Source organism: Sphingomonas bisphenolicum (assembly GCF_024349785.1).
In the GTDB taxonomy this organism is placed as follows: Bacteria; Pseudomonadota; Alphaproteobacteria; order Sphingomonadales; family Sphingomonadaceae; genus Sphingobium; species Sphingobium bisphenolicum.
This window is the reverse complement of sequence record NZ_AP018818.1, coordinates 920,417-941,806: the sequence shown is the minus strand read 5'-3', so window position 1 is coordinate 941,806 and position 21,390 is coordinate 920,417. Positions and strand designations below refer to the sequence as shown.

General features: G+C 63.4%; 11 protein-coding genes. 5 read left to right on the top strand and 6 right to left on the bottom strand.

Going from position 1 to position 21,390, the window contains the following annotated elements; translation table 11 throughout:
* Nucleotides 1-57: 57 nt before the first annotated feature.
* A complete protein-coding gene (locus tag SBA_RS22550; protein WP_261937105.1) occupies nucleotides 58-1,602 on the top strand; it encodes a tryptophan halogenase family protein in 1,545 nt (514 codons plus the stop codon).
* Between the two features lie 21 nt (nucleotides 1,603-1,623).
* Here SBA_RS22550 and SBA_RS22545 read toward each other — a convergent pair whose 3' ends face one another.
* Nucleotides 1,624-4,137 (bottom strand): glycoside hydrolase family 9 protein, encoded by a 2,514-nt coding sequence (locus SBA_RS22545; protein ID WP_261937104.1) that lies wholly within the window; start codon nucleotides 4,135-4,137, stop codon nucleotides 1,624-1,626.
* A 173-nt stretch (nucleotides 4,138-4,310) separates the two neighbouring features.
* Here SBA_RS22545 and SBA_RS22540 point away from each other — a divergent pair, with 173 nt between their 5' ends.
* The 3 genes from SBA_RS22540 to SBA_RS22530 all read left to right on the top strand — a co-directional run bounded on the left by SBA_RS22540 (nucleotide 4,311) and on the right by SBA_RS22530 (nucleotide 9,223).
* Nucleotides 4,311-5,447 (top strand): glycoside hydrolase family 43 protein, encoded by a 1,137-nt coding sequence (locus tag SBA_RS22540; RefSeq protein WP_390902483.1) that lies wholly within the window; start codon nucleotides 4,311-4,313, stop codon nucleotides 5,445-5,447.
* Nucleotides 5,448-5,570: 123 nt separating this feature from the next.
* Nucleotides 5,571-8,210, top strand: coding sequence for a glycoside hydrolase family 3 C-terminal domain-containing protein (locus tag SBA_RS22535; protein ID WP_261937102.1), 2,640 nt, complete (start codon nucleotides 5,571-5,573; stop codon nucleotides 8,208-8,210).
* A gap of 50 nt (nucleotides 8,211-8,260) precedes the next feature.
* Nucleotides 8,261-9,223 carry an alpha/beta hydrolase gene (locus tag SBA_RS22530; RefSeq protein ID WP_390902482.1) on the top strand — a complete coding sequence of 321 codons (963 nt, stop codon included), beginning with the start codon at nucleotides 8,261-8,263 and terminating at the stop codon, nucleotides 9,221-9,223.
* 78 nt (nucleotides 9,224-9,301) lie between these two features.
* On the opposite strand, the gene SBA_RS22525 is transcribed toward SBA_RS22530, so the two are convergent.
* The 3 genes from SBA_RS22525 to SBA_RS22515 all read right to left on the bottom strand — a co-directional run bounded on the left by SBA_RS22525 (nucleotide 9,302) and on the right by SBA_RS22515 (nucleotide 18,555).
* Nucleotides 9,302-12,346, bottom strand: coding sequence for a glycosyl hydrolase family 28-related protein (locus SBA_RS22525; protein WP_261937101.1), 3,045 nt, complete (start codon nucleotides 12,344-12,346; stop codon nucleotides 9,302-9,304).
* A 76-nt stretch (nucleotides 12,347-12,422) separates the two neighbouring features.
* The gene (locus SBA_RS22520; protein ID WP_261937100.1) at nucleotides 12,423-15,395 is read right to left on the bottom strand and encodes a TonB-dependent receptor domain-containing protein; all 2,973 of its coding nucleotides are present in this window, start codon (nucleotides 15,393-15,395) and stop codon (nucleotides 12,423-12,425) included.
* Nucleotides 15,396-15,531: 136 nt separating this feature from the next.
* Nucleotides 15,532-18,555: a glycosyl hydrolase family 28-related protein gene (locus SBA_RS22515; RefSeq protein ID WP_261937099.1), complete on the bottom strand. Its 3,024-nt coding sequence runs from the start codon at nucleotides 18,553-18,555 to the stop codon at nucleotides 15,532-15,534.
* A 215-nt stretch (nucleotides 18,556-18,770) separates the two neighbouring features.
* On the opposite strand from SBA_RS22515, the gene SBA_RS22510 reads away from it, so the two are divergent.
* Complete coding sequence (locus tag SBA_RS22510) at nucleotides 18,771-19,259, top strand: gluconokinase (protein WP_261937497.1); 489 nt, start codon at nucleotides 18,771-18,773, stop codon at nucleotides 19,257-19,259.
* On the opposite strand, the gene SBA_RS22505 is transcribed toward SBA_RS22510, so the two are convergent.
* Both SBA_RS22505 and SBA_RS22500 read right to left on the bottom strand, forming a co-directional pair.
* Entirely contained in the window at nucleotides 19,260-19,937 is a 678-nt protein-coding gene (locus SBA_RS22505) for a FadR/GntR family transcriptional regulator (protein WP_261937098.1), read from the bottom strand. It abuts the gene before it with no gap.
* Between the two features lie 40 nt (nucleotides 19,938-19,977).
* Complete coding sequence (locus tag SBA_RS22500) at nucleotides 19,978-21,324, bottom strand: GntP family permease (protein ID WP_261937496.1); 1,347 nt, start codon at nucleotides 21,322-21,324, stop codon at nucleotides 19,978-19,980.
* Nucleotides 21,325-21,390 lie beyond the last annotated feature (66 nt).

Sequence of the window (21,390 nt, the reverse complement as noted above, 5' to 3'; positions counted from 1 at the left end):
CTCGCCTTGGAGGGGATGTCGGTTGACATCCCCTCCACTTTTAGGGGTAATTTCCGCATGGTCAGTCCCGTCCGCAACATCATCATCGTCGGCGGCGGGACGGCCGGCTGGCTGACCGCAGGCATCATCGCCGCACGTCACAAAAGCCGCATCGGCCATGACTTCACCGTCACGCTGGTCGAATCCCCCAACGTCCCGATCATCGGCGTGGGCGAAGGCACATGGCCCACATTGCGCACGACCCTGTCGCGCATGGGCGTATCCGAAACCGATTTCTTCCGCGAATGTGATGCCTCGTTCAAGCAGGGCGCACGGTTCGCCCGCTGGACCACCGGCATGCCCGACGACGGCTATTATCACCCACTGATGCTGCCCCAGAATTTTGGGCAAGTGAACCTCGCCCCGCACTGGCTGGCGGACGAAGGCGACGAGAGTTTCTGCGACAGCGTCTGTGCGCAGGGCCGCATCTGCGACGATGGCCTCGCGCCCAAGACGATCGCAACCGCCGAATATGACGCGCTCGCCAACTATGCCTATCATCTGGACGCAGGCAAATTCGCGCCCTTCCTGCAACGCCATTGCTGCGAGAAACTGGGCGTGCGCCATGTCCTGGCCGATGTCGAGGCGGTGCTGATGCGCGAGAATGGCGACATCCGCGCCATCCGCACCACCCAGGCGGACGAGATCGAAGGCGATTTGTTCATCGACTGCACCGGCTTCAAGGCGCTGCTGATCGAGGGCGCGATGCAGGTGCCGTTCAAGGACTGCAACGACATTCTGTTCTGCGACACGGCGCTGGCGATGCAGATACCCTATGAGCGGCCGGACAGCCCGATCGCCTCCCACACCATCTCCACCGCCCAGAGCGCAGGCTGGATCTGGGACATCGGCATCCAGACGCGCCGGGGCATCGGCCATGTCTATTCCAGCAACCATATCTCGCACGAAGCGGCCGAACGCGAGTTGCGCGCCTATATCGGCCCCGCCGCCGACGGCCTGAACGCGCGTAAGATCGCGATCCGGTCTGGGCATCGCGAAACATTCTGGAAGGGCAATTGCGTCGCGGTGGGCCTGGCCGCCGGGTTCCTGGAACCGCTCGAAGCATCCGCCATCGTCCTGGTCGAACTGTCGGCCAAGATCATCGCCGAACAAATGCCCCCCTGCCGCGAGGTGATGGATATCGTCGCGGCGCGCTTCAACGCGACGACGCATTATCGCTGGGGCCGGATCATCGATTTCCTCAAGCTCCATTATGTGCTGACCCAGCGCACCGACAGCGATTTCTGGCGCGACAATGTGCGGGAGGAAACGATCCCGGATCGGCTCAAGGATCTGTTACTGCTCTGGCGCTACCAGTCGCCCGGCTTCCTGGACGAATTCGATCGTGTCGAGGAAGTCTTCCCGGCGGCCAGCTACCAATATGTCCTCTACGGCATGGGCTTCAAGACGCAGGTGGATGCGCCCGACCTGGCGCGCGACACGCACCTCGCCAGCCGCGCGCGACGGGAGAACGCCGCCATGACGGCAAAGCTGCGGGCGGGCCTGCCGCGCCATCGCGACCTTATTGAAAAGATCGTGGCGCACGGGTTGCAGCCGGTCTGACCGGCTACAACCCGCCCGGCCTTACGGCCTACTTAGCCGGTTGGCCGCATTGGCCAGTTCGATCCAGGCTGCGCCTTCGGGAATGACATATTCATTCTCGCCCCAGAAAAACGGCCAGTCCTCGTGGTTTTCCGGGAAGTCCGGCTTCACCACCAGCACGCCTGGCACCACCCCGCCCGCGATGAAGGAAAAGTCGGCGCGGTTGTTGCCATAGGCGACCTCCTTCGACACCGTACCGACGCCCGACACGAAGCTGATGTCCGACCCCGGATGATGCCCGGTCAGGAAGGCGACGCCTCGCAAGGTCGCGTCCGGCCCGACGATCTCCGGGAAGGCGCGGTGCAGCGCTTCACCTGTCAGCGCATAACCCAGCACCGTGCCGGACCCGGCCCAGCCGCCGGTCGTGATCGGCACGCCGAACGGATTGGCCTTCGCCAGCGCTTCGCTTTCAGCCTGCCAGCGCCGCACCGCAGGGATCATCGCCTTGCGATAGGCGGCGGGCATGAACGGGGTCGCGGCCACCGCCGTCTGCGCATTGAAGCCGAAGCCCTTCTCCACCTTGGGCCACAGTGCCATCACCGCCTTGGCATAGACAGGCTTGCGGGTGGTGCGCAGCAATTCCACTGCCGCGCCGAACATTTCCGCCTCCAGCGGCCCGCCAGTCGTATTGCCATGGCGGAACGTGTCGGGCGCGTGGCTCTGTTCCTCTTGCCACACCCGCTCCGCCGTCTTCAGCGCGCGCCCGGCCAGCGCATCGTCCTGCCCCCTGAGCACCCGCGCCGCCGCCGCCAGCCCGGCGATCGAACCATAGTTGAGCGCCGACGCCTTGCTGGTGAAGGCCCAGCGATCGTCCGGCGTGCCACTCCGCCCGTCCTTCACCTCACCGGGTTTCAGCGTCGGATCATAGGGCAGCCCGTCGGTCTTGTTCACCGCATCGCCCAGATGGGTATATTGCGCCACGTCCGGTTCCACGATGCCGTGGATCGCGTGACCCACCGCGTCGAACTGCGCCAGCAATTGCAGCGTGCCATGCGCCACCTGCTGCACCATATCCGGCTTGCCGTCCGGCACATGCATCTCGACATGCCGCCGCGCCTGGTCGACGCTCACCGTGTCGCGGGTCAGGCCGTAGCGCTCCTGCGCGTCGGCCAGCGACCGGATCACCTGATATTGCGACTGGGTGCGAATGTCGAAATCGCCCGCATCATACCAGCCGCCGACATTCAGCCCCGGAATATGCTCGCCCGGCTGAAAGCGCGTGTCGGTGGTCGGTCCCTGCCGGTACAGGTCGATATGTTCATGGTTCACCGGCGCCTGCCGCGCGTCGTCGCGATGGGAATCCCCATGCCAGCTGCGATAGGCTTCGTTGACCGAAACATGGTCCATGGCGACAGGGAAATAGACATCATTAGTGGGGTGCCACGCATCGGCATAGACGTCTGCCGCGATGCGAAAAGGCGCTGTGTTCACGTCGCCATAATCCAGCCGATAGAGGCCCGGCTCGCGCACGGCGCTGAAATCCATCTGGAGATAATGGTAGCGCAGATAATCGCCCCACGCCCGGACGGCCGCCGTGGGCACAGCGGTTTCCGTCCCGTCCGCGCCGATGCGCATCAGCCGCAGGGGCGGCCTGCGCTCGTCGTTGCGATCCAGCTCGACCGTCGCGACCTTCGGCCCGCCGGGGGCATAGCCCAGTTGCGAGTGGGCAATCACCGGCGTGCGCAACCATGTCGCGCCGCCCTGCGGCGTGACCGTCCATTGCAGCACCGTGCCGGTCTTGCCTGCGGGCAGCATGGACCGCAGCACGAACCAGCCATTTTGCGCCTGATTGCGACCATCATAGAGCGCGATCGACGCATCCCCGGCGATGGTGATCCGGCGCGCAGGATCGTCGGGCGCCAGCACGAACCGCCGCCCGCTCGCGATCGGCATCGGCTCGACGCCCAGCCCCTCGCTCCGCCCGCTCGCCGCGTTGCGTTCCGCCGTCAACGTCATCGCGTCGGCGGGATAGAGCGGAAAGATGCCCGCACGGTCGTCCGCCATATAGGCGTGATGGAAATAGGCGGACGGCAGAAACTCCAGGTTGAAGCCCGCCTTGCCCGCCAGCGCCTGTGGCACCGGCTTGTCCAGGATCACGCTCAGCCGCGCACCGCTGCCGTCCCGCTCCACCCTCACGACATATTGCCAGTCATATTCGGCATAACGCAGCGTCGTTTCCACAACCCCGGCGGCAGCATCGACCCGGCGGCTGACGAGCGCCGCAGCGGGATCCCATTGCCCCGGTGTCGCGGCCAGCCGCACGTCGCCATTGGTGGCGCTGCGCACGCCGCGCTGGATGATCTCTATCCCGCCGATCTTGGCGTCCGCGAACAAGCCGTCATACCAGTTGGAAAAGGCGAGGATGTTGACGGCCGGACCTTCGAAATAGCCCTTGTCATTCAGGCGCAACCCGCCATCATCCTGCGCTATCGCCACCCCGCTGGCGCTGGCCAGCAGCATGGCGATGCAGATTGCGGACGTCAGCCTTGCGCGCATGGGAAATCCCCTCCGTGTTTGCGCTACCAAATACTAAAAGGCGCGCATTTGTTGCATTGGTAACATGCAATCAAATCATGGCACAAGCTGCAAGACAGCGATTGCGTTGCCATCATGATAGCGCTATCTCTATTCGCCATAAAAACATTGTCGCATAACGAGAGAGGATAGACATGCCCATGTCATTGCGCACACTGACGGCCTTGCCGCTGACCATGGCGCTGCTCGCCACCGCCGCCTGCCAACAGCCCGAACAGCCGGACAATAAGGCACAGCCCGCAAAGGAAAGCCGCCGCGACGCGTCGGAATATCTGTCGCAACCGCTGGTCAAGGACATCTACACCGCCGACCCGTCGGCCCATGTGTGGAACGGCAAGATCTACGTCTATCCCAGCCATGATATCGACGGCCCGACCGCCGAAGACGATCTCGGCTCCCATTTCGAAATGCGCGACTATCACTTTCTGTCGATGGACAAGATCGGCGGCCCGGTCACGGTCGGCCCCGTCGCGCTCGACGTCAAGGATGTGCCCTGGGCGGACAAGCAGATGTGGGCGCCGGACGCCGCTTATAAGAACGGCACCTATTTCCTCTACTTCCCGGCCAAGGACAAGGAAGGCGCCTTCCGCATCGGCGTCGCCACGTCGAAAGACCCTATGGGGCCGTTCAAGGCGCAGCCGCAACCGATCAAGGGCAGCTATTCGATCGATCCCGCCGTCTTCACCGACGATGATGGCGCCAGCTATATGTATTTCGGCGGCATCTGGGGCGGGCAGTTGCAGCGCAATGTCGATGGCAAATATGACGCCAACGGATCCAAGACTGACTTGGGCCAGGATGACAAGCCGGCCCTTGCTCCGCGCGTCGCGAAGATGACAGGCGACATGCTGGAATTCACCGAAACGCCCCGCGCGGTTCAGATTCTGGATGACAAGGGCAAGCCCCTGCTGGGCGGCGACCATGATCGCCGCTTCTTCGAAGCATCCTGGATGCACAAATATAAGGGCAAATATTATTTCAGCTATTCGACCGGCGACACCCATTATCTCGCCTATGCGATAGGCGATTCTCCTTACGGCCCCTTCACTTACAAGGGTCGGATCATGGAGCCGGTGGAAGGATGGACGACCCATCATTCGATCGTCGAATGGAACGGGAAATGGTGGCTGTTTTACGCCGACACGCAACTGTCCGGCCAGACCCGGCTGCGCAACGTCAAGGTCACCGAACTCCGCTATAATTCAGACGGCTCCATACAGACTATCAATCCTTTCGTCGCGGAGAATGGCGGAGGCAGCGCAGCGCAATGAGGCGCGCCAGGCGCGGGGGAAGTGCCCTCTCCCGCGCCCTTTTTTATGTTCAGCCGGGTGAGGCGATCCCTCCCCGCAACAGGTGACGCCGGAAAAGGCGCGCCGTCAAAATGGGGAGAGCATATGAGTACCGCATTCCTTCTGCGCGCTGCCAGCGTGATTCTGTGCCTTCCGACAATCGGTTTTGCCCATGCGCAGGCGACCGCCATCCCTCAAAATAGCGTCTGGCTCGAGGCCGATGCCAAGGCGCGTGCGATCGTCGGCAAGCTGAGCTTGGATGAAAAGGTCGCGCAGTTGCTGAACACGGCGCCTGCCATTCCGCGGCTCGATATTCCGGCCTATAACTGGTGGACAGAATCGCTGCATGGCGCAATCGGTGCAGTACCCACCACCAATTTCCCCGAACCCATCGGCCTTGCCGCGACCTTCGACGCGCCCTTGATCAAGACTGTCGCGTCCGCCATCAGTACTGAAGTGCGGGCTCTGCATAATTTGGGGCGACAGACCGGTCACCTGGGTCGCATCGGCACCGGCCTCGACACCTGGTCGCCCAACATCAACATCTTTCGCGATCCGCGCTGGGGGCGCGGGCAGGAAACCTATGGCGAAGACCCGTTCCTGACCGCCCGCATCGGGGTCGCCTTCATCCAGGGGATGCAAGGCGACAATCCAGACCTGCCGGATGTCGTCGCCACTCCCAAACATTATGCCGTGCATTCCGGCCCGGAGCCGAGCCGCCACACCGACAATATTTTTGCGACCAAGCGCGATCTTGAGGACACCTACCTCCCTGCCTTTCGCGCCGCCATCGTAGAGGGCAAGGCAGGCTCCATCATGTGCGCCTATAATCGGGTCGACGGCGAACCGGCCTGCGGCAGCCCGATGCTGCTTACCGATTATCTACGCGACGCCTGGGGTTTCAAGGGCTATGTCGTGTCGGACTGCGACGCCGTGGTGGATATTTACGACCATCATAAATATGCGCCCGATGCCGCGACCGGCGTGGCCGTTGCGCTGCGCCGCGGCGTCGATAGCGAATGCAATAATGCGACGTTGGGCGGCAAGGCGGGTCTTGGCGACCGTTACAAGGAATCGCTGGCGCAGGGCTATATCAGCGTCGATGATATCGATGTCGCGCTCGTCCGCCTCTTTTCAGCGCGGCTGCGCAACGGCGATCTGCCGGGACTTTCAAGCCGCAAGCCCAACGCGACGCCGGTCGCGGCGATCGGCACGGCCGATCATCAGGCGCTCGCCCTCGATACGGCAGAAAAAAGCTTAGTCCTCCCGAAGAATGACGGTGTCCTGCCATTGAAACCCGGCACCCGGATCGCGCTTGTCGGGCCTTTGGCGGACGCGACCCGCGTGCTGCGCGGCAATTATAGTTCGGCCAAAAGCGCGCCGCCCGTCTCCGTCGCCGATGGCCTTAAGCAGGCGATGCCCGGATCTACGATCACGCTCGTCCCATTTTCGCCGTCGATCACCGACGGCGACCTTGTCCCCGGCGCCGCGCTGCGCACGCCCGACGGCAAGCCGGGCATCAAGGCGGAATATTATAACGCCACCGCGCAGGACCAGTTTGCGAACAAACCGGTGCTCACCCGCACCGAAGACAGCATCACATCACGCGCCTCGGAATTCAAACAGGTTGCGACCGATCACAGGATCGTCTGGACAGGCTATCTTGTCGCGCCCGAAACCGGCCTCTATCGGCTGGCGCTGACCGGTGTAAAAGGCGAGATATCGTTGAACGGCAAGCCGGTCGTCGTCGCCACCGACTATTCGCGCTGGGCCGAACCGCTGAAGCTCACCGAGGTCGCTATGACCGAGGGCGAGCGTTACGCCGTTCGCCTCCAGGGTGAGAGCGGCATCCCTGCCGCGCCTGCTATCTTCTGGAAACGGGTCACCGACAATCTGGACCGCGATCTGGCCGCAGGTGCAAAAGACGCCGACGTCATCGTCGCCGTTGTCGGCCTTACCTCCGACCTGGAAGGCGAGGAAATGCCGGTGAAGGTCGAGGGCTTCGAGGGCGGCGACAAGACGACGCTCGACCTGCCCGCCGACCAGCGCGCCTTTCTGGAAAAAGCAAAGGCGCTGGGCAAGCCACTGGTCGTGATCGCGATGAATGGCAGCGCGATCGATCTGTCCTGGGCAAAGGAGAATGCCTCCGCCATATTGGAGGCCTGGTATCCGGGCCAATCCGGGGGCCGTGCCGTTGGGAACGTCCTGTTCGGCAAGGTGGATCCGGGCGGTCGCTTGCCGCTTACCTTCTACAAAAGCGTGAACGACCTGCCTCCCTTTGCCGAATATGGGATGGAGGGCCGGACCTATCGTTATTTCAAGGGGACGCCCGTCTATCCGTTCGGTCATGGCCTCAGCTACACGCGCTTCACCTACACGCCGCCGGTCATCGAACCCATCGACGGAGCGGTGGAAAATGGCATCAAGGTCCGCACGCAGATCACGAACAGCGGACAGCGCAGCGGCGACGACATCGCCCAGCTTTACATCACCCCGCCGACGTTCGACGGCGCGCCACGTATCGCGCTGCGCGGCTTCCAGCGGGTGTCGCTCAAGCCGGGGGAAAGCCGGGCGATCGAATTCATTCTGTCTCCGCGCGACCTGAGCTTCGTCACCATGGCGGGCGAGCGCGCCCTCATCCCTGGCGCCTATCAGCTCAGCGTCGGTGGCGGACAGCCCGGCACAGACAAGCCGGTCCAGACCGGCGCCTATAGTATTTCCCGCGCGGTTCCGCTGCCGAAATGAGGCGATGCCGCCTCCGTCGTAAAATCATCAATCAGGAGAGGATAGCTGCCATGAAAAAGCCGATGAAGACTATTACGCTGCCATTTCGCATCAAGCATCTGCTCGCGATCTCTGTTGCCGCTTGCCTGATGCCGACTTTTGTCCAGGCGCAGGAAGACAAGGAGAAGATGACGCCGATCGCGTCGCCAGCGCAGCCTGACGCAATCGAACTTGGCACCGGCCCCCTGCCCGGCGCGATGGCGCAGGAAAGTTGGCACCGCCAATATGGTAGCCAGTTCGCCCGCAACGTCACCGTCGCGACGCTCACCCCGTTCCTGCCGGACCCGGCCAAGGCGTCAGGCGCGGCGATCATCGTTGCACCCGGCGGTGGTTTCCGCACGCTGTCCATGGACAATGAAGGCTATGACGTCGCGCGCGCCCTCGCCGCCAAGGGCATCGCCGCCTTCGTCATCAAATATCGCCTGCGCCAGACGCCGGCCAGCATGGCGGCGTTTGAAAAATCGATGCAGGAGATGTTTTCCGGCGCCGCGCGCGCGCCGCTCCCGGCGGCGAGCAACGCGGCCGCGGACCTTGCCCCTCAGCTCGCCGACTCCACCGCCGCCTTCCGCCTGATCCGCAGCCGTAGGGCGCAATGGCATGTCGATCCCGACCGGATCGGCATGATCGGCTTTTCCGCAGGAGCGATGCTGACGATGGCGACGACGCTGGCAACGAAGGACGCCAAGCCGGCCTTCATCGGCAATATCTATGGACCGCTCGGCAGCATGACGGTGCCGCAGGACGCGCCGCCCATGTTCGCAGCGATCGCGGCGGATGATCCATTGTTCGGCGGTCGCGATTTCACGCTGATCGACGATTGGCGCGCCGCCAAGCGACCGGTTGAATTTCACCTCTATGAGCGCGGCGGCCATGGCTTTGGCATGTATCCCAAGGCAACGACCAGCACCGGATGGTTCGACGCCTTCGTGCGCTGGCTCGACATGCATGACATGCTCAGGCCGGTTCACAAATAACGATCGAGGCCACCGCACTGACGCTTGGACAAGCGTCAGTGCGGTGGCCTAAATATGGGTATCGGGGAAGACTGGCGCTTACATATTCAATTTCACGGCATGGACGCTATGATGGGATAGGATGAAGAGAGTGCGTCTATCCGGTCCGCCGAACAGGATCTGCAAGGGGCGTTCCGGCACATCGATCCGACCGATCTCCCTGCCGTTAGCGGCGTAGACGAAGACCTGGCCGTTGGCGACATAGACACGCCCCTGTGCGTCGGTCGCCACCCCTTCCCCGCCACGCTCAGCAAAGAGTTTGAGGTCGCTGAGCGCGCCGCCTGCGCCGACGATGCCGCTATATGTCCGGTTTTCCGATCCGTTGGTGACATAGACACGCTCGCCTGGCCGCCCCTGAATGAAGCCATAGCTGTCGAGCGAGTCCGAGAAGCGCAGGCCGCGATGGTCCGCCGGTCCTTGCGCGAAAACCCGCCAGGCGGGCAGGACCACGCTGCCGTCGGGTGACACATATTCCCGCGCGTTGCGCCGTGCCATATCGCGGGCGAACATCTCGGCCAGGGTGGTGAACTGATAGGTGGCAGGGTCGATCTGATCCTTGAACTCACCATTAGTCCACCAGTTGACCGGCAGCACCGTGGCCGCCTCTACACGGGCAGCGGTTGGCGTTGCCGCGATGATATTGATGTCGCTGTCCGGCGTGTCGGGCCTGATACTATACACCGTGCCATTGCGACCGTAGGACGACAGAACCAACAGGTTGCCCGAGCGGTCTACCGTCAGGTTGACGGGGTCGAGCGTGGCGTCACGGACCATCTCCAGCTTGCCGGCGTCCGACCAGCGCCAGATGCGCTGGAACTTCCGATCGATGAAATAGAGCCGCCCCTGCGCATCCACCGCGCCGCCGCCCGCCGAATGGAAGCCATCGGCGAGCTTTTCGATCTTGCTGCCCAGAAACGCGGCAGCAGAGACCGGATTTGGCCTGGCGGGGATGTCGAGTACGGCAAATTCCCGTTCCCGCACATCCAGGCCATGGGTCATATCGCGGATCGCATTTTCGAACGGGAATTTGGTCAGACGCAAGAATGTCGCGCAGCCATTTTCATCGCAGGTGCCGACGCCGCTTTCGCCGTTCACATGGACATTGCGGAAACGGATATCATACGAATTATAGAGCGTCACGGCAGCCGGCGCGGGTTCGCGCGTGCGCGTCACGCGATAGCCATGGAAGTTGGCGACCAGAATATTGTGGGAATTGCGGATTTCCAGCGCCACCGCGTCGCCGCTCTCGCCGGCTTCTCCCTCGGTCTGGGGAGCGAGCAATTCCCAGTTAGCAACCCGATTGAGGGCGATTTCGGTGCGGACATGATGTTCGACCGAAGCCTGGATCAAACGACCTGGCGTTTGGGTGTCGGAAATCAGGATGCCGGGATGGCCGAAGGTGCTGGGGCTCCAGATGTTGGCGAAGGTGCCGCCGCCGCCCTGCGTCACCCACAGGCTGGCATATTGCCCCGCCCAGCGACGCGCGACGTCAGGATCGGCGGTGCCGTTGTTATTATAGGGGCTGATCGTGCTGCCATCGAAGCGGTTGGTGCCATGGCCGCCCTGGAATTTCACATCGTTGACCATGGAATTGGCCCCGGCCTTCCACAGCAGGGCAGTCGCCCGCGGATTGGCGCCGTTGGTGTTGAGACCGAGCCCTGACACGATCGCATCGCCGCCTTGTGCGCTTTCGACCAGCGCTTTGGGCGCGCCGACACCCTGCCACGCCGGCGTGCCGTCAGGCAGGATAATCTGTGTCAGGCTGGGGTGCAGGCCAAGCAATACCGTATCGGGGCGCAGGCGCAGCGTGTCGCTGACGCGGTAAAAGCCCGTGGGCAGATAGACAACCTTGTGCGTGTCGATCGCTTTCTGGATCGCGGCGGTGTCGTCGTCGCTATCGTCCCCCTTCGCGCCCAGCGTGCGGACGCTTACCCATTGCGCAACGGCGGGCAGGGCGCGAATGGCGGGCGCGGCGGGCGCAGGTAGGCTGACGATATTTTCCGCCTGCATATCGGTCTTATAAGCGCCGATCTGACCTAACCCCGGCAAGGTGAGGCCGTGTGTGAAGGACGCGACTTTATAAGTGGCCCCCTTGCCCAACACCGTCCGGCCGCTCTCCCGGAAGCGTGCGAATACGGGCGTATTGGCGGCCAGGACGTTCTGGAAGCCGATCTGCGTATAGACGTTCTTCTCGTTCGAGATGATAATAGCGGCCTTGGCCACATTTTCGAAGCGAACGTCCTGGCCCCAGAGCCAATCGCCATAGCCCCGGTCGATCTCGATCCCGACCGGCACGTTGCGGAAGGCGACATTGACCAGCGTCAGCCCGGCCTCATGCTCGCGAATGGCGGCGTCGCGCTGCCCTTCGAACGTCGCGTCGACCAGCGCAAAAGGCCATGCCGGGGAGGGTTTTTCCGCCAATATGCCATATCGCCCGCCTTTGAAATGCAGGTCTTCGGCTTCGTTGGCGACATGATAGAGGCCTGCCAGGCCCGACCCGATGTCGAAATCGGCATGGCTGACGAAACTATGCTGGGCGGAATGGAAACGGATCGCGGTGGCGGCGGGGTTGCCGTCCATGATGCGGAAATCGATATTGCCGAGCGCAGTGTAGAATGTACCGGGATTGGCGTCGGCGATCGTTTTGTTATATGGCACGCTGCCGGCAGGCGGGAAAGCCGCAGGCGGGCTGTCCTTGTCCGTCTGGCGCCTGGCGCCGGTGAACATCAGCATATGCGCGACGCCGCGCTGAAAACCCGGCGTATCCTTGCCCAACAGGATGACGGGTCGCTGTTGACCGATGCCGAAGATACGAACGCCGGGCCACAGGAAGAGCGTACGGCTGATGCGATAGGTGCCGGCCGGCAGAAAGACGATACCGCCACCGCCCTTTTCCGCCGCCTTGTCGATCGCCTGCTGGATCGCTGGGCCATCGTCCGCGCGACCGTCGCCCACGCCTTTTACGGTCACCGCGCGGGGTTCGTCCGGCGCGGTGGTGTAAACGGAGGGCGAGGCGAACGCCGGTTGCGTCGCCGCCAGGCCCAGCAGGATGGTGAGACAGGCTCCGCGCAATCCACGATACATCCGGCATGCTCCAGAAAAGAAGATGTCCCGGCCGTGCAGGGCCGGGACGAGGTTGGGGAGATCGAAATGAATGGTATCAGAAGTTGAAGCGGACGCCTGCCCGATAGATACGGCCCAATGTGTCATACAGGGCTGGATTGACGTCCAGGCCGGTATTGGTCTGGGGCGACGCCACTGGATCCTTGTCGAACAGATTGTCCACTTTCCCGTAGATCGAGATAGTGTCGCGGATCTTGAACGTGGCGCCCACGTCCACATAGAATGCGCCCTTCATCTTGTTGCGGTCGATCGTCGGATGGTTGCCGGTGGAAACCGGGCAGGACGACTGGCAGACGACATATTGATTGCCGAACACGCCATCGCTGATCCACCGTTCCTGCACGGTCAGGCTGAAACGGCCGCTGTCATAGGTCTGCACGGCCAGCCATTTCCAATCGGGCGTTGCGCCCGTATTGGCCCCCGCCTGATCGACCGGATCGACCCCGGCGATGCCCGCATTGACGATGAATTTGCGGATGTGGGTCGCCAGCGCGCGGACGGTGAAGCTGCCCGGCAGCCCCAGCGGCTGCTGCCACTGATAGCTGGCTTCAATGTCGAAGCCGCTCGTCCGCCAGGATGCGAGGTTGAACGGCTGGACGTTGACGAAGTTGGTGCCCTGCGCGCCGTCAAGTTGGAATCCGCCGCAGAAGGCCTGATTGCCTTCGAAGCAGAAGCGGACGATCTGGTCTGCGGACAGGCTGGAAACCACGCCCTTGAGCTTGATGTCATAATAATCGAGCGACAGGCTGAGGCCGGGCATCCATTCCGGGCGCGCCAGCACGATGCCCAGTTCGGTATTGCGCGCGACTTCGGGCTTGAGGGCGGTATTGCCGATCGTGTTCTGGAACACCTGCACCGCCTGGTTGCGGAACGGATCGTTGAAGTTGGGCAACGTCGTGACCGTCGGCGCGGCGAACAGTTCCGACAGGTTGGGCGCGCGCACGTCGCGCGACGTCACAGCGCGCAGGCGCAGACCGCTGAGCGGCGTATCCCAGGTGCCGCCGACCTTCCACGTCCAGACCGTGCCCGACGTACTGTAATGGGTGCCGCGACCCGCCGCATTCAGGTTCGCACGGCCCATCGAGTCGCTGTTGAACAGGGGCAGATCGACTTCAAGATAGCCTTCATAGACTTCATATTTACCGCGGCCATTTTTATAGTTGCCCGCCGCCCAGTTGCTGCCCAACGTGGAATTGAGCAGGGGATCGGCTGGATATTCGGGACTGTTGGGGCTGAGCGCAGAGACGCCCGCGCCATAGGGATCGGCGTTCACCCGGTAGAATTCGCGCCGATATTCGCCACCGAAAGCGACCGATACCGGCCCGGCCCATAGTTCGAACGGATTGCCCGAGAAGTTGAGGCTCGCGACGTCCTGCGTCAGTTTGGTATGCTGGAACGGCCCGTTTTCGTGTGGCGCGACATAGGCGAGCGCGGCCGAAGAGGGCGTGGCGCCGCCGAAGATGTTGATCGGCTGGCAACCCGCCGCGCGGGCGGCGGGGTCGGCGCAGACAATCGCGCCGTTGAGCATGATCGCATTTGTCGCCGCGACATAGCGGTTCTGGAGCACGATGTCCTGAACGCGAATATCGGAAATGGTGATGCCATGTTCATAATAGGCATCATAGTTCCAGTCGGTTCCGCCCAGATCGAATTTGCCCTTCAGCCCGCCGACGAAGCGATATTGACGCCGGTCGGTATGGACCTTGGGATCGGGGAAGGAGCCGTTGCTGGTGCCGAAACCGAACTGGGTGATGCCCGCCAAAGCGCATTGGTCGCGAACCGATTGGGGCAGATAGGGATTGGCGCACTGGACGGTCAGGCTGGACCGGTTATAGCCGGGACTGGGCTGATTGCTGGTTTTGACCTGGGCAATGTTGACGGTGACATAGGCTTCATTGTTGTCGGCGAAGTCGTAGCCGATCCGGCCATAACCGTTGATGCGTTCCAATGCCGACTTGAGCGAGGCGCCCGATCCGGGCGCACCCGACAGATCGCCGCCCTCGCAGAAGCTGTTGCCGCGATAGCAGTTGGTGACCGCGCCGGTGCCGGTAGGCTGGCCTCCCGACCCATAGTTGAAATTATAGGGCGTACCATTCTGGTCGAAGGCGATGCCCTGCAACGGACCGTTGTTGATGAGCCCGTAGCGGGCATATTGATAGGGCTGCGCATAATCGCGATAGTTGAACTGCGGCAGGCCATTGCTGGTCTGGCCCGTGTTCATCAGCGTTGTGGCGCGATACCAGTCGCGGCTGCCGGCCAGGTCTGTGCCGAAATCACCCGCGCCGACGCCGCCCTCATGATCAAATTCGCCGCTCAGCACGACATGCAGGCGATCGTCCAGGAACGCCTTGCCATAGGCCGCCTGCACCAGCGCGGTTTCATCATCGCCATATTTGGTGATGCTGCCTAGGATATTGCCCTTGAACCCTTCGAAATGGGTGTCGGTGATGAAATTGACGACGCCGCCGACCGCATCGGAGCCATAGGATGCAGACGCGCCGCCGGTCACCACATCGACGCGCTTCACCAGCAATTGCGGGAACATGCTGATGTCGGGCACGCCCGTCACATTGGCGCCGACGACGCGCTGGCCGTCGAGCAGGGTCAGGGTGCGGATCGCGCCCAGGCCGCGCAGCGAGAAGGAACTGAGGCCCTGCTGGCCGCTGGACGTGCTGAACGTGCCGGTCGACGCCCCGGTCGATCCCTGAAGCGAGGGCAACTGGGCGATGGTGGTGAAGATATTGGGCTGCGCATTGTTGGCGATCTGCTCTTCGCCGATCACCGTGGTGGGTGTGGGGGCATTGAAACCACTGGTCGTGATGCGCGATCCGGTGACGACGATGTCGGCATTGCGCGGCGCAGCAGCGTCATCGGTTTGCGCCTGCGGCGCAACCGCCGCGGGCTGTGCTGGCGCAGCCTGCGCATGGGCCGGGACTGTCAGTCCAAAGGCTGCCATCGCGGCCAGGCTGACGCCGGCCATGTGCCGATGGATTGCGATCGTCGCTTTCATGGATCATCCCCTCTTATATCGGCCGCCCCTCCCAGAGCCGCCACGCCGCATGATGGGCTATTGTTTTCAGGTTAGTCTGTGCCCGCGTCCGCCGCACTTAAGACATAGGTCGTAGATGCGGCCGACAGGCAGATCGTCAGGGTCTGGCGGCGTACAAGGCGTGGTGCGTCAGGATGAAAAGCGTCCGCTTGTCCGGGCCGCCGAACAGGATTTGCAACGGCCGTTCGGGTACGTCGATCCTGCCCGTTTCCTGCCCGTCCGCGCCATAGACGAAGATCTGACCGTTCGCGACATAGACGCGCCCCTGCCCGTCTACCGCGACACTTTCGCCGCCCCGATTGGCGAAGGGTTTAAGCTTCGTCAGTGTGCCGCCCGCGCCGACCGTGCCGCTATAGGTGATATTCTCCGATCCGTTGGTGACGAAAAGACGATCGCCCAGCTTGCCGCCGACCAAGCCATTGGCGTTCAGACTGTCCGACCAGCGCCAGCCGACATGATCGACCGGTCCCTGTTGCCACACGCGGAAGGCGGGCAGCGCCAGGCTGCCGTCGGGGGAGAGATATTCGCGCGCCTTGGGCGTGCCGGCATCGCGGGCGAACATTTCGGCAAGCGTCGTGAACTGGTATGTTTTTGGATCGAGCTGGTCCCTGAACTCGCCATTGTTCCACCAGTTGACCGGCAGCAGCGTCCTCGCCGCCCCCTTTGTGCGCGTCGGCGTCGGCTGGATCAGCGTCATCCGGTCCGGCGGACCGTTCGGGTCGATCGAATAAACCCCCGCCTTCGGCCCCAGCGACGACAGCACCAGCAGATGCCCCGATCCGTCGATCGCCAGATTGACCGGATCGAGTGCCTGGTCGCGCACGATCTCCAGCCCCCTGGCCTCGCTCCAGCGATGAATGCGCTGGAACCGACGGTCGATGAAATAGAGCGCGCCCTGTGCATCCACCGCCGCGCCGGAGATCGACCAGAAACCGTCCTCCAGCTTTTCGACCGGTGTGCTGCCGGGCGAAACGGGCGGGATGGTGCGATCGGCCGCACCGATGTTCAGGCTGGCGAACTCGCGCTCGCGCACGAAGCGCCTGGCCGTCACATCTTCGATCGCATTGTCGAACGGATATTTGCTGGCGCGCAGGAAGGTGCCGCAGCCTCCGTCGTCGCAGGTCGCAAAGCCGCTTTCGGCGTTGATGTGGACGTTGCGGAAGCGGATGTCGCTGGAGTTGGTGAGCTTTACCGCGCTTTTCTCCGGCGCGTAGGTGCGGGTCACGCGATAGCCATGATAGTTGGCGAACAGCAGGTTGTTCGAATTGCGGATATCGAGCGAGATGGCGTCGGGGCCATCGTCGACTTCCTGCTCGGTCTGCGGGGCCAGGAACTCCCAGTTCTGCACATTGTCGAGGACGATTTCATTGCGGGCATGATGTTCGACCGACATTTCATAGACATGGCCGGGCGTGCTTGTGTTGGTGACGTGCAGCCCCGATTGCGCGAAGCTGTTGGGACTCCAGACATTGGCGAAGGTGCCGCCGCCGCCATCCGTCACCCAGATGCTGGGATATTGCGCATCCAGCCGCCCGTCGGTGACGGGATCGCCGGTGTTGACCCGTAAAGCGCCCAGCATCTTGCCGTCCGCCGTTGGGGTGCCGCCCCCGCCCATGATCTTGACGTCCTCGACCAGACTCGTCTCGCCCGACCGCCACAACAGCGCCGAGGCGCGGGGATTAACACGGCCGGTGAAGAGGCCAAGGCCCGAAAGGATATTGTCGCCGCCTCTGGGACTTTCCAGGATCGGCAACACCGGTCCCAGCCCCGCATGGGCGGGATTGTCGTCGGGAATGTAAAGCTGGGTAATGGCGGGATGCAGGCCGATGAGAATGGAGTCGGGGCGCAGCGTCAGGCGGTTCGTCACCTTGTAGAATCCGACCGGGAAATAGAGGATGCGGTGGGTATCGATCGCCTTCTGGATCGCGGCGGTGTCGTCCGCTTTACCGTCGCCCATGATCCCCAAAGACCGGACATTGACCCAATCGGCCATGGCGGGCAGGTCGCGGATGGCGGGCGCACGGCGGGCAGGCATGGCCGGAAGGGCCTGAATGTCGGCGTCGGTCCTATAGTCGCCGGTGTGGCCGAGATCGGGAATAGCCAGGCCATAGGAGAAGGACGCGACCTTATAGGCGTTGCCCTTGCCATCGATCGTCCTGCCGCTGTCGCGGAAGCGGGCGAAGACCGGGCTGTTGACCGCCAGCGCATTGTCGAAGCCGATCTGGGTAAAGACATTCTTCTCGTTGGAGATGACGACACCCGCCTTCGATATATTTTCGAAGCGGACATCCTTGCCCCACAGGCTGTCGCTATAGCCGCGATCGATCTCTATCCCGACCGGCGTGTTGCGGATGGCGACATTGACCAGAGTGAGGTCGACCTCATGCTCGCGGATCGCGGCCTGGCTCTGTCCGTCGAAGCTGGAATCGAGCAGGGTGAACTGCCAGGCGGGAGAGGTTTTTTCGGTGACGATGCCATAGCGGCCGCCCTGAAAATGAATATTCTCCATGACGTTGCCGGCTTGATACACCCCGGCGAAGGCGGTTCCCAGCCGGAACTCCATATGGCTGAGGAAGGCGTGTTGCGCCATGCGGAAGCGCACGCCCGCCGCCGCCGGATTACCCGCGCCGATTTCAATATCGACATTGCTCATGGACGAATAGAAGGTGCCCGAATTGGCGTCGCGCACTACCTTGTCGCGCGGGACCACGGTCGGCACCGGGACCGGCACCTGGCCGACCCGATATTGATCGCCGCCGCCAAAGACGATCATGGTCGAAACGCCCTTCTGGAAGCCCGGCGTATTGGGGCTGAGCAGGATCACCGGTCGGGTCGGCCCGACGCCATAGACGCGCACGCCCGCGGGCACGACCAAGGTCCGGCTGATGCGATAGGTGCCCGACGGGAGGAAGACGATGCCGTGGCCGGTCTTGTCGCGCGCCTGATCCAGCGCCTGCTGGATCGCCGCGCTATCGTCCGCGCGGCCGTCGCCGCTGGCCTGAACCGTGACGGCGGTCGGTTCTTCGGGCGCAACCGGGAAGACCGATACCGTCGCCGCCCAGGCCGGTGTTGCCAAAGTGGTCGCCGCCAATAAAGCGGCGATCATGCTGCGTGCGATCATAGCCGACCTTCCATCTTGTCATCTTGCTGCGTCGCACGGCTATAAGCTGAGGCGGGCTTTGGCACTTGCGACGAAGGTCGTAGTTTTCAGGGTCTTTGCCCGGCTGGTACAGGGGATCGCATCATTGCGATGCCCGTGGGGGCATCGCCTGTTCTCCAAGGAACGCTGCTTTGCCGCCATCTGCCGCCGCCCCTGCCCCCTTGGCCGTGATCGTCATGGGCGTCAGTGGCTGCGGCAAATCGACATTGGGGGCTTTGCTGGCCGACGCCTTCGCCTGCCCGTTTCTGGAAGGCGACGACTATCATGCGCCCGACGCGGTCGAGAAGATGCGGCGCGGCGATCCGCTGACGGACGAGGATCGCTGGCCCTGGCTCGATCGGTTGGCGCAGGCCAGTGCAACAGCGATCGAGACATCTGTAGCGGTTGTCACGGCCTGCTCTGCATTGCGGTACAGCTATCGCGATCGGCTGCGTGCGGGAATCGGCGCGCCGGTGCGCTTTGTCCTCTTGGAAAATAGCCGCGAACGGCTTTTGACGCGGCTGCAGAACCGGCCGGGCCATTATATGCCCGCCAGCCTGCTCGACAGCCAGTTGGTCACGCTGGAACGGCCATCCTGCGATGAGGCGGCCTTGGTCCTGACGACCGATGCGTCGCCAAAAGAGCTACGCGATCAGGTGCTTGGCTGGCTGAAAAGCTACCAATAGTCAGGGCATCAACCGCCGCCGTCCTTCCCAGAGATGCCAGCGCATGGCGAGGGCCGCGCCCTCTGCATCCTGCGCGCGGATGGCATCGACGATCTGGTCATGTTCGCGCAACATCGTCGCGATCACCTCGGGCGGGCGCGAGCGGCTGATGTCCACGCCCGCGCGCATGATCTTGTCGACATCCGCATGGAGCGCGTCGAAGGCGACCAGAAAGGCGGGATTGCCGGTCGCCTGCGCGATGCGGCGGTGGAGTTCCATATCCTGCATATGGGCGGGTTCGCTCGATAGCAGGGCCGCGCGCAGCAACTCCATGCCCTCCTCGACGTCCGCCATGTCCTGCGGCGTTCGGCGATTGGCCGCGAGGCGCGCCGCTTCCGCTTCCAGCACGAAGCGCACTTCATAACTGCCCAGCGTCGTCGGCAATTCCGTGGACGGCATAAAGGCGGCGAGCCGATCCGACGGGCGGCTCTTGACGAAGGAGCCAGCGCCACGCCGCGCTTCGGTAATGCCGTCCGACGCCAGCCGCATCAGCGCTTCGCGTACGATGGCGCGCGACACGCCGAACATTTCGGCCAGGCGTGCTTCGGCAGGGAGACGGCCGCCGACTTCCAACCCTTCGCCTTTGATGATGTCCACGATCGCCGCATAGACATGATCGGACAGGCGCGTCTGGTTCATCGGGTTATGTCCCTGTCGCGGGAAGGCATGGGTCGCCACCTCAAAAGATGCTGCTGGCGAACAGCACCAGCAACAGGCCAACGATCGCGACCACTGTTTCCATGATCGACCATGTCTTGAAGGTGCCCGCCATATCTGTCCCCAGATAGCTTTTCACCAGCCAGAAACCGGGATCGTTGACATGCGAGAAAAAGAGCGAGCCTGCGCCGATGGCCAGCACCATCCATTCCGGCTCCACCCCCGACGAGGCGACCAGCCCCTGCATAACGCCGGCCGTGGTGATCGTCGCCACGGTGGCGGAACCGGTGGCCAGGCGAATGCAGACCGATACGCCCCAGGCGAGGATGAGCGGCGAAATCGCGCCGCCATCCGCCACCCGCACTAGCATGTCGGACAGCCCGGCCGTCACCAGCACCTGCTTGAGCGCGCCGCCCGCGCCGATCGCCAGGATGATGCCGCCAGCGGGCGTCATCGCTTCGGTCCAGATCGCGTTCTGGATCGTGCGGTCGGTGATCCGGCGGCCGAACAGCAGCGGCAAGGCGGCGAGCACGGCCACCAGCAGCGCCACCACCGGATCGCTGACCCAGCTAAGCCAATGGAAATGCACGCCCACGGCTGGCGGCAGCAGCGCCACCGCCTGTCCTGCGGCGATCAGGACAACCGGCAACAGCACGGCGGCGAGCGAGCGGCCGACAGAGGGGGTGGCGACATCGACCTTCACCGGATCGAGCAAAGGCGGGCTGAGCGCCACGCCCGGCGCGGTGAAACGCGCCAGTAGTGGCCCGGCGATGATTGCCGTCGGAATGCCGATGATCAGGCCGTAGAGCAGGGTCAGACCCAGATTGGCGCCCAGTGCGTTGACCGCCAGCAACGGGCCGGGATGCGGCGGCACCAGCGCGTGAACAACGGACAGGCCCGCCAGCGCGGGCAGCATGAGGCGGAGCTTCGCCGTATCGCCATTCTGCCCCGCGGGGAGCGCGGCCGCGGCCGATGCGACGATCGGTAGCAGCAAGACCAGACCGGTCTCGAAGAAGAGCGGCAGGCCGATGACGATCGCCGTGAACAGGCTGGCCCATGGCGCGCCCTTCACGCCCGATAGACGCAGCGCGGCACGGGCCATACCGCCAGCGCCATCGGACAATTGCAGCATCGCGCCGAGGCCAAGGCCGAGTGCCACGACCAGCCCGGTGCCGCCGAGGATGGCGCCTGCCCCCTTTTCGACCGCCTTGGCAGTGTCTTCCATGGGCAGGCCCGCGAGCAGGCCCACGGTGAAGGCACCGCAGAGCAGGCCGACGAAGGGATGCAAGCGACCCCGGATGATCAGGACAATGGAGAGCGCGATGCCGATGACGGCCGACAGGATCAGCCGATAATCCGCCGGTGTCATCGTCCGGCGACCCAGCGGATGGACAGCCTTGTCGGGACATGGTCGGCTACGGCCGACCGACGCGAT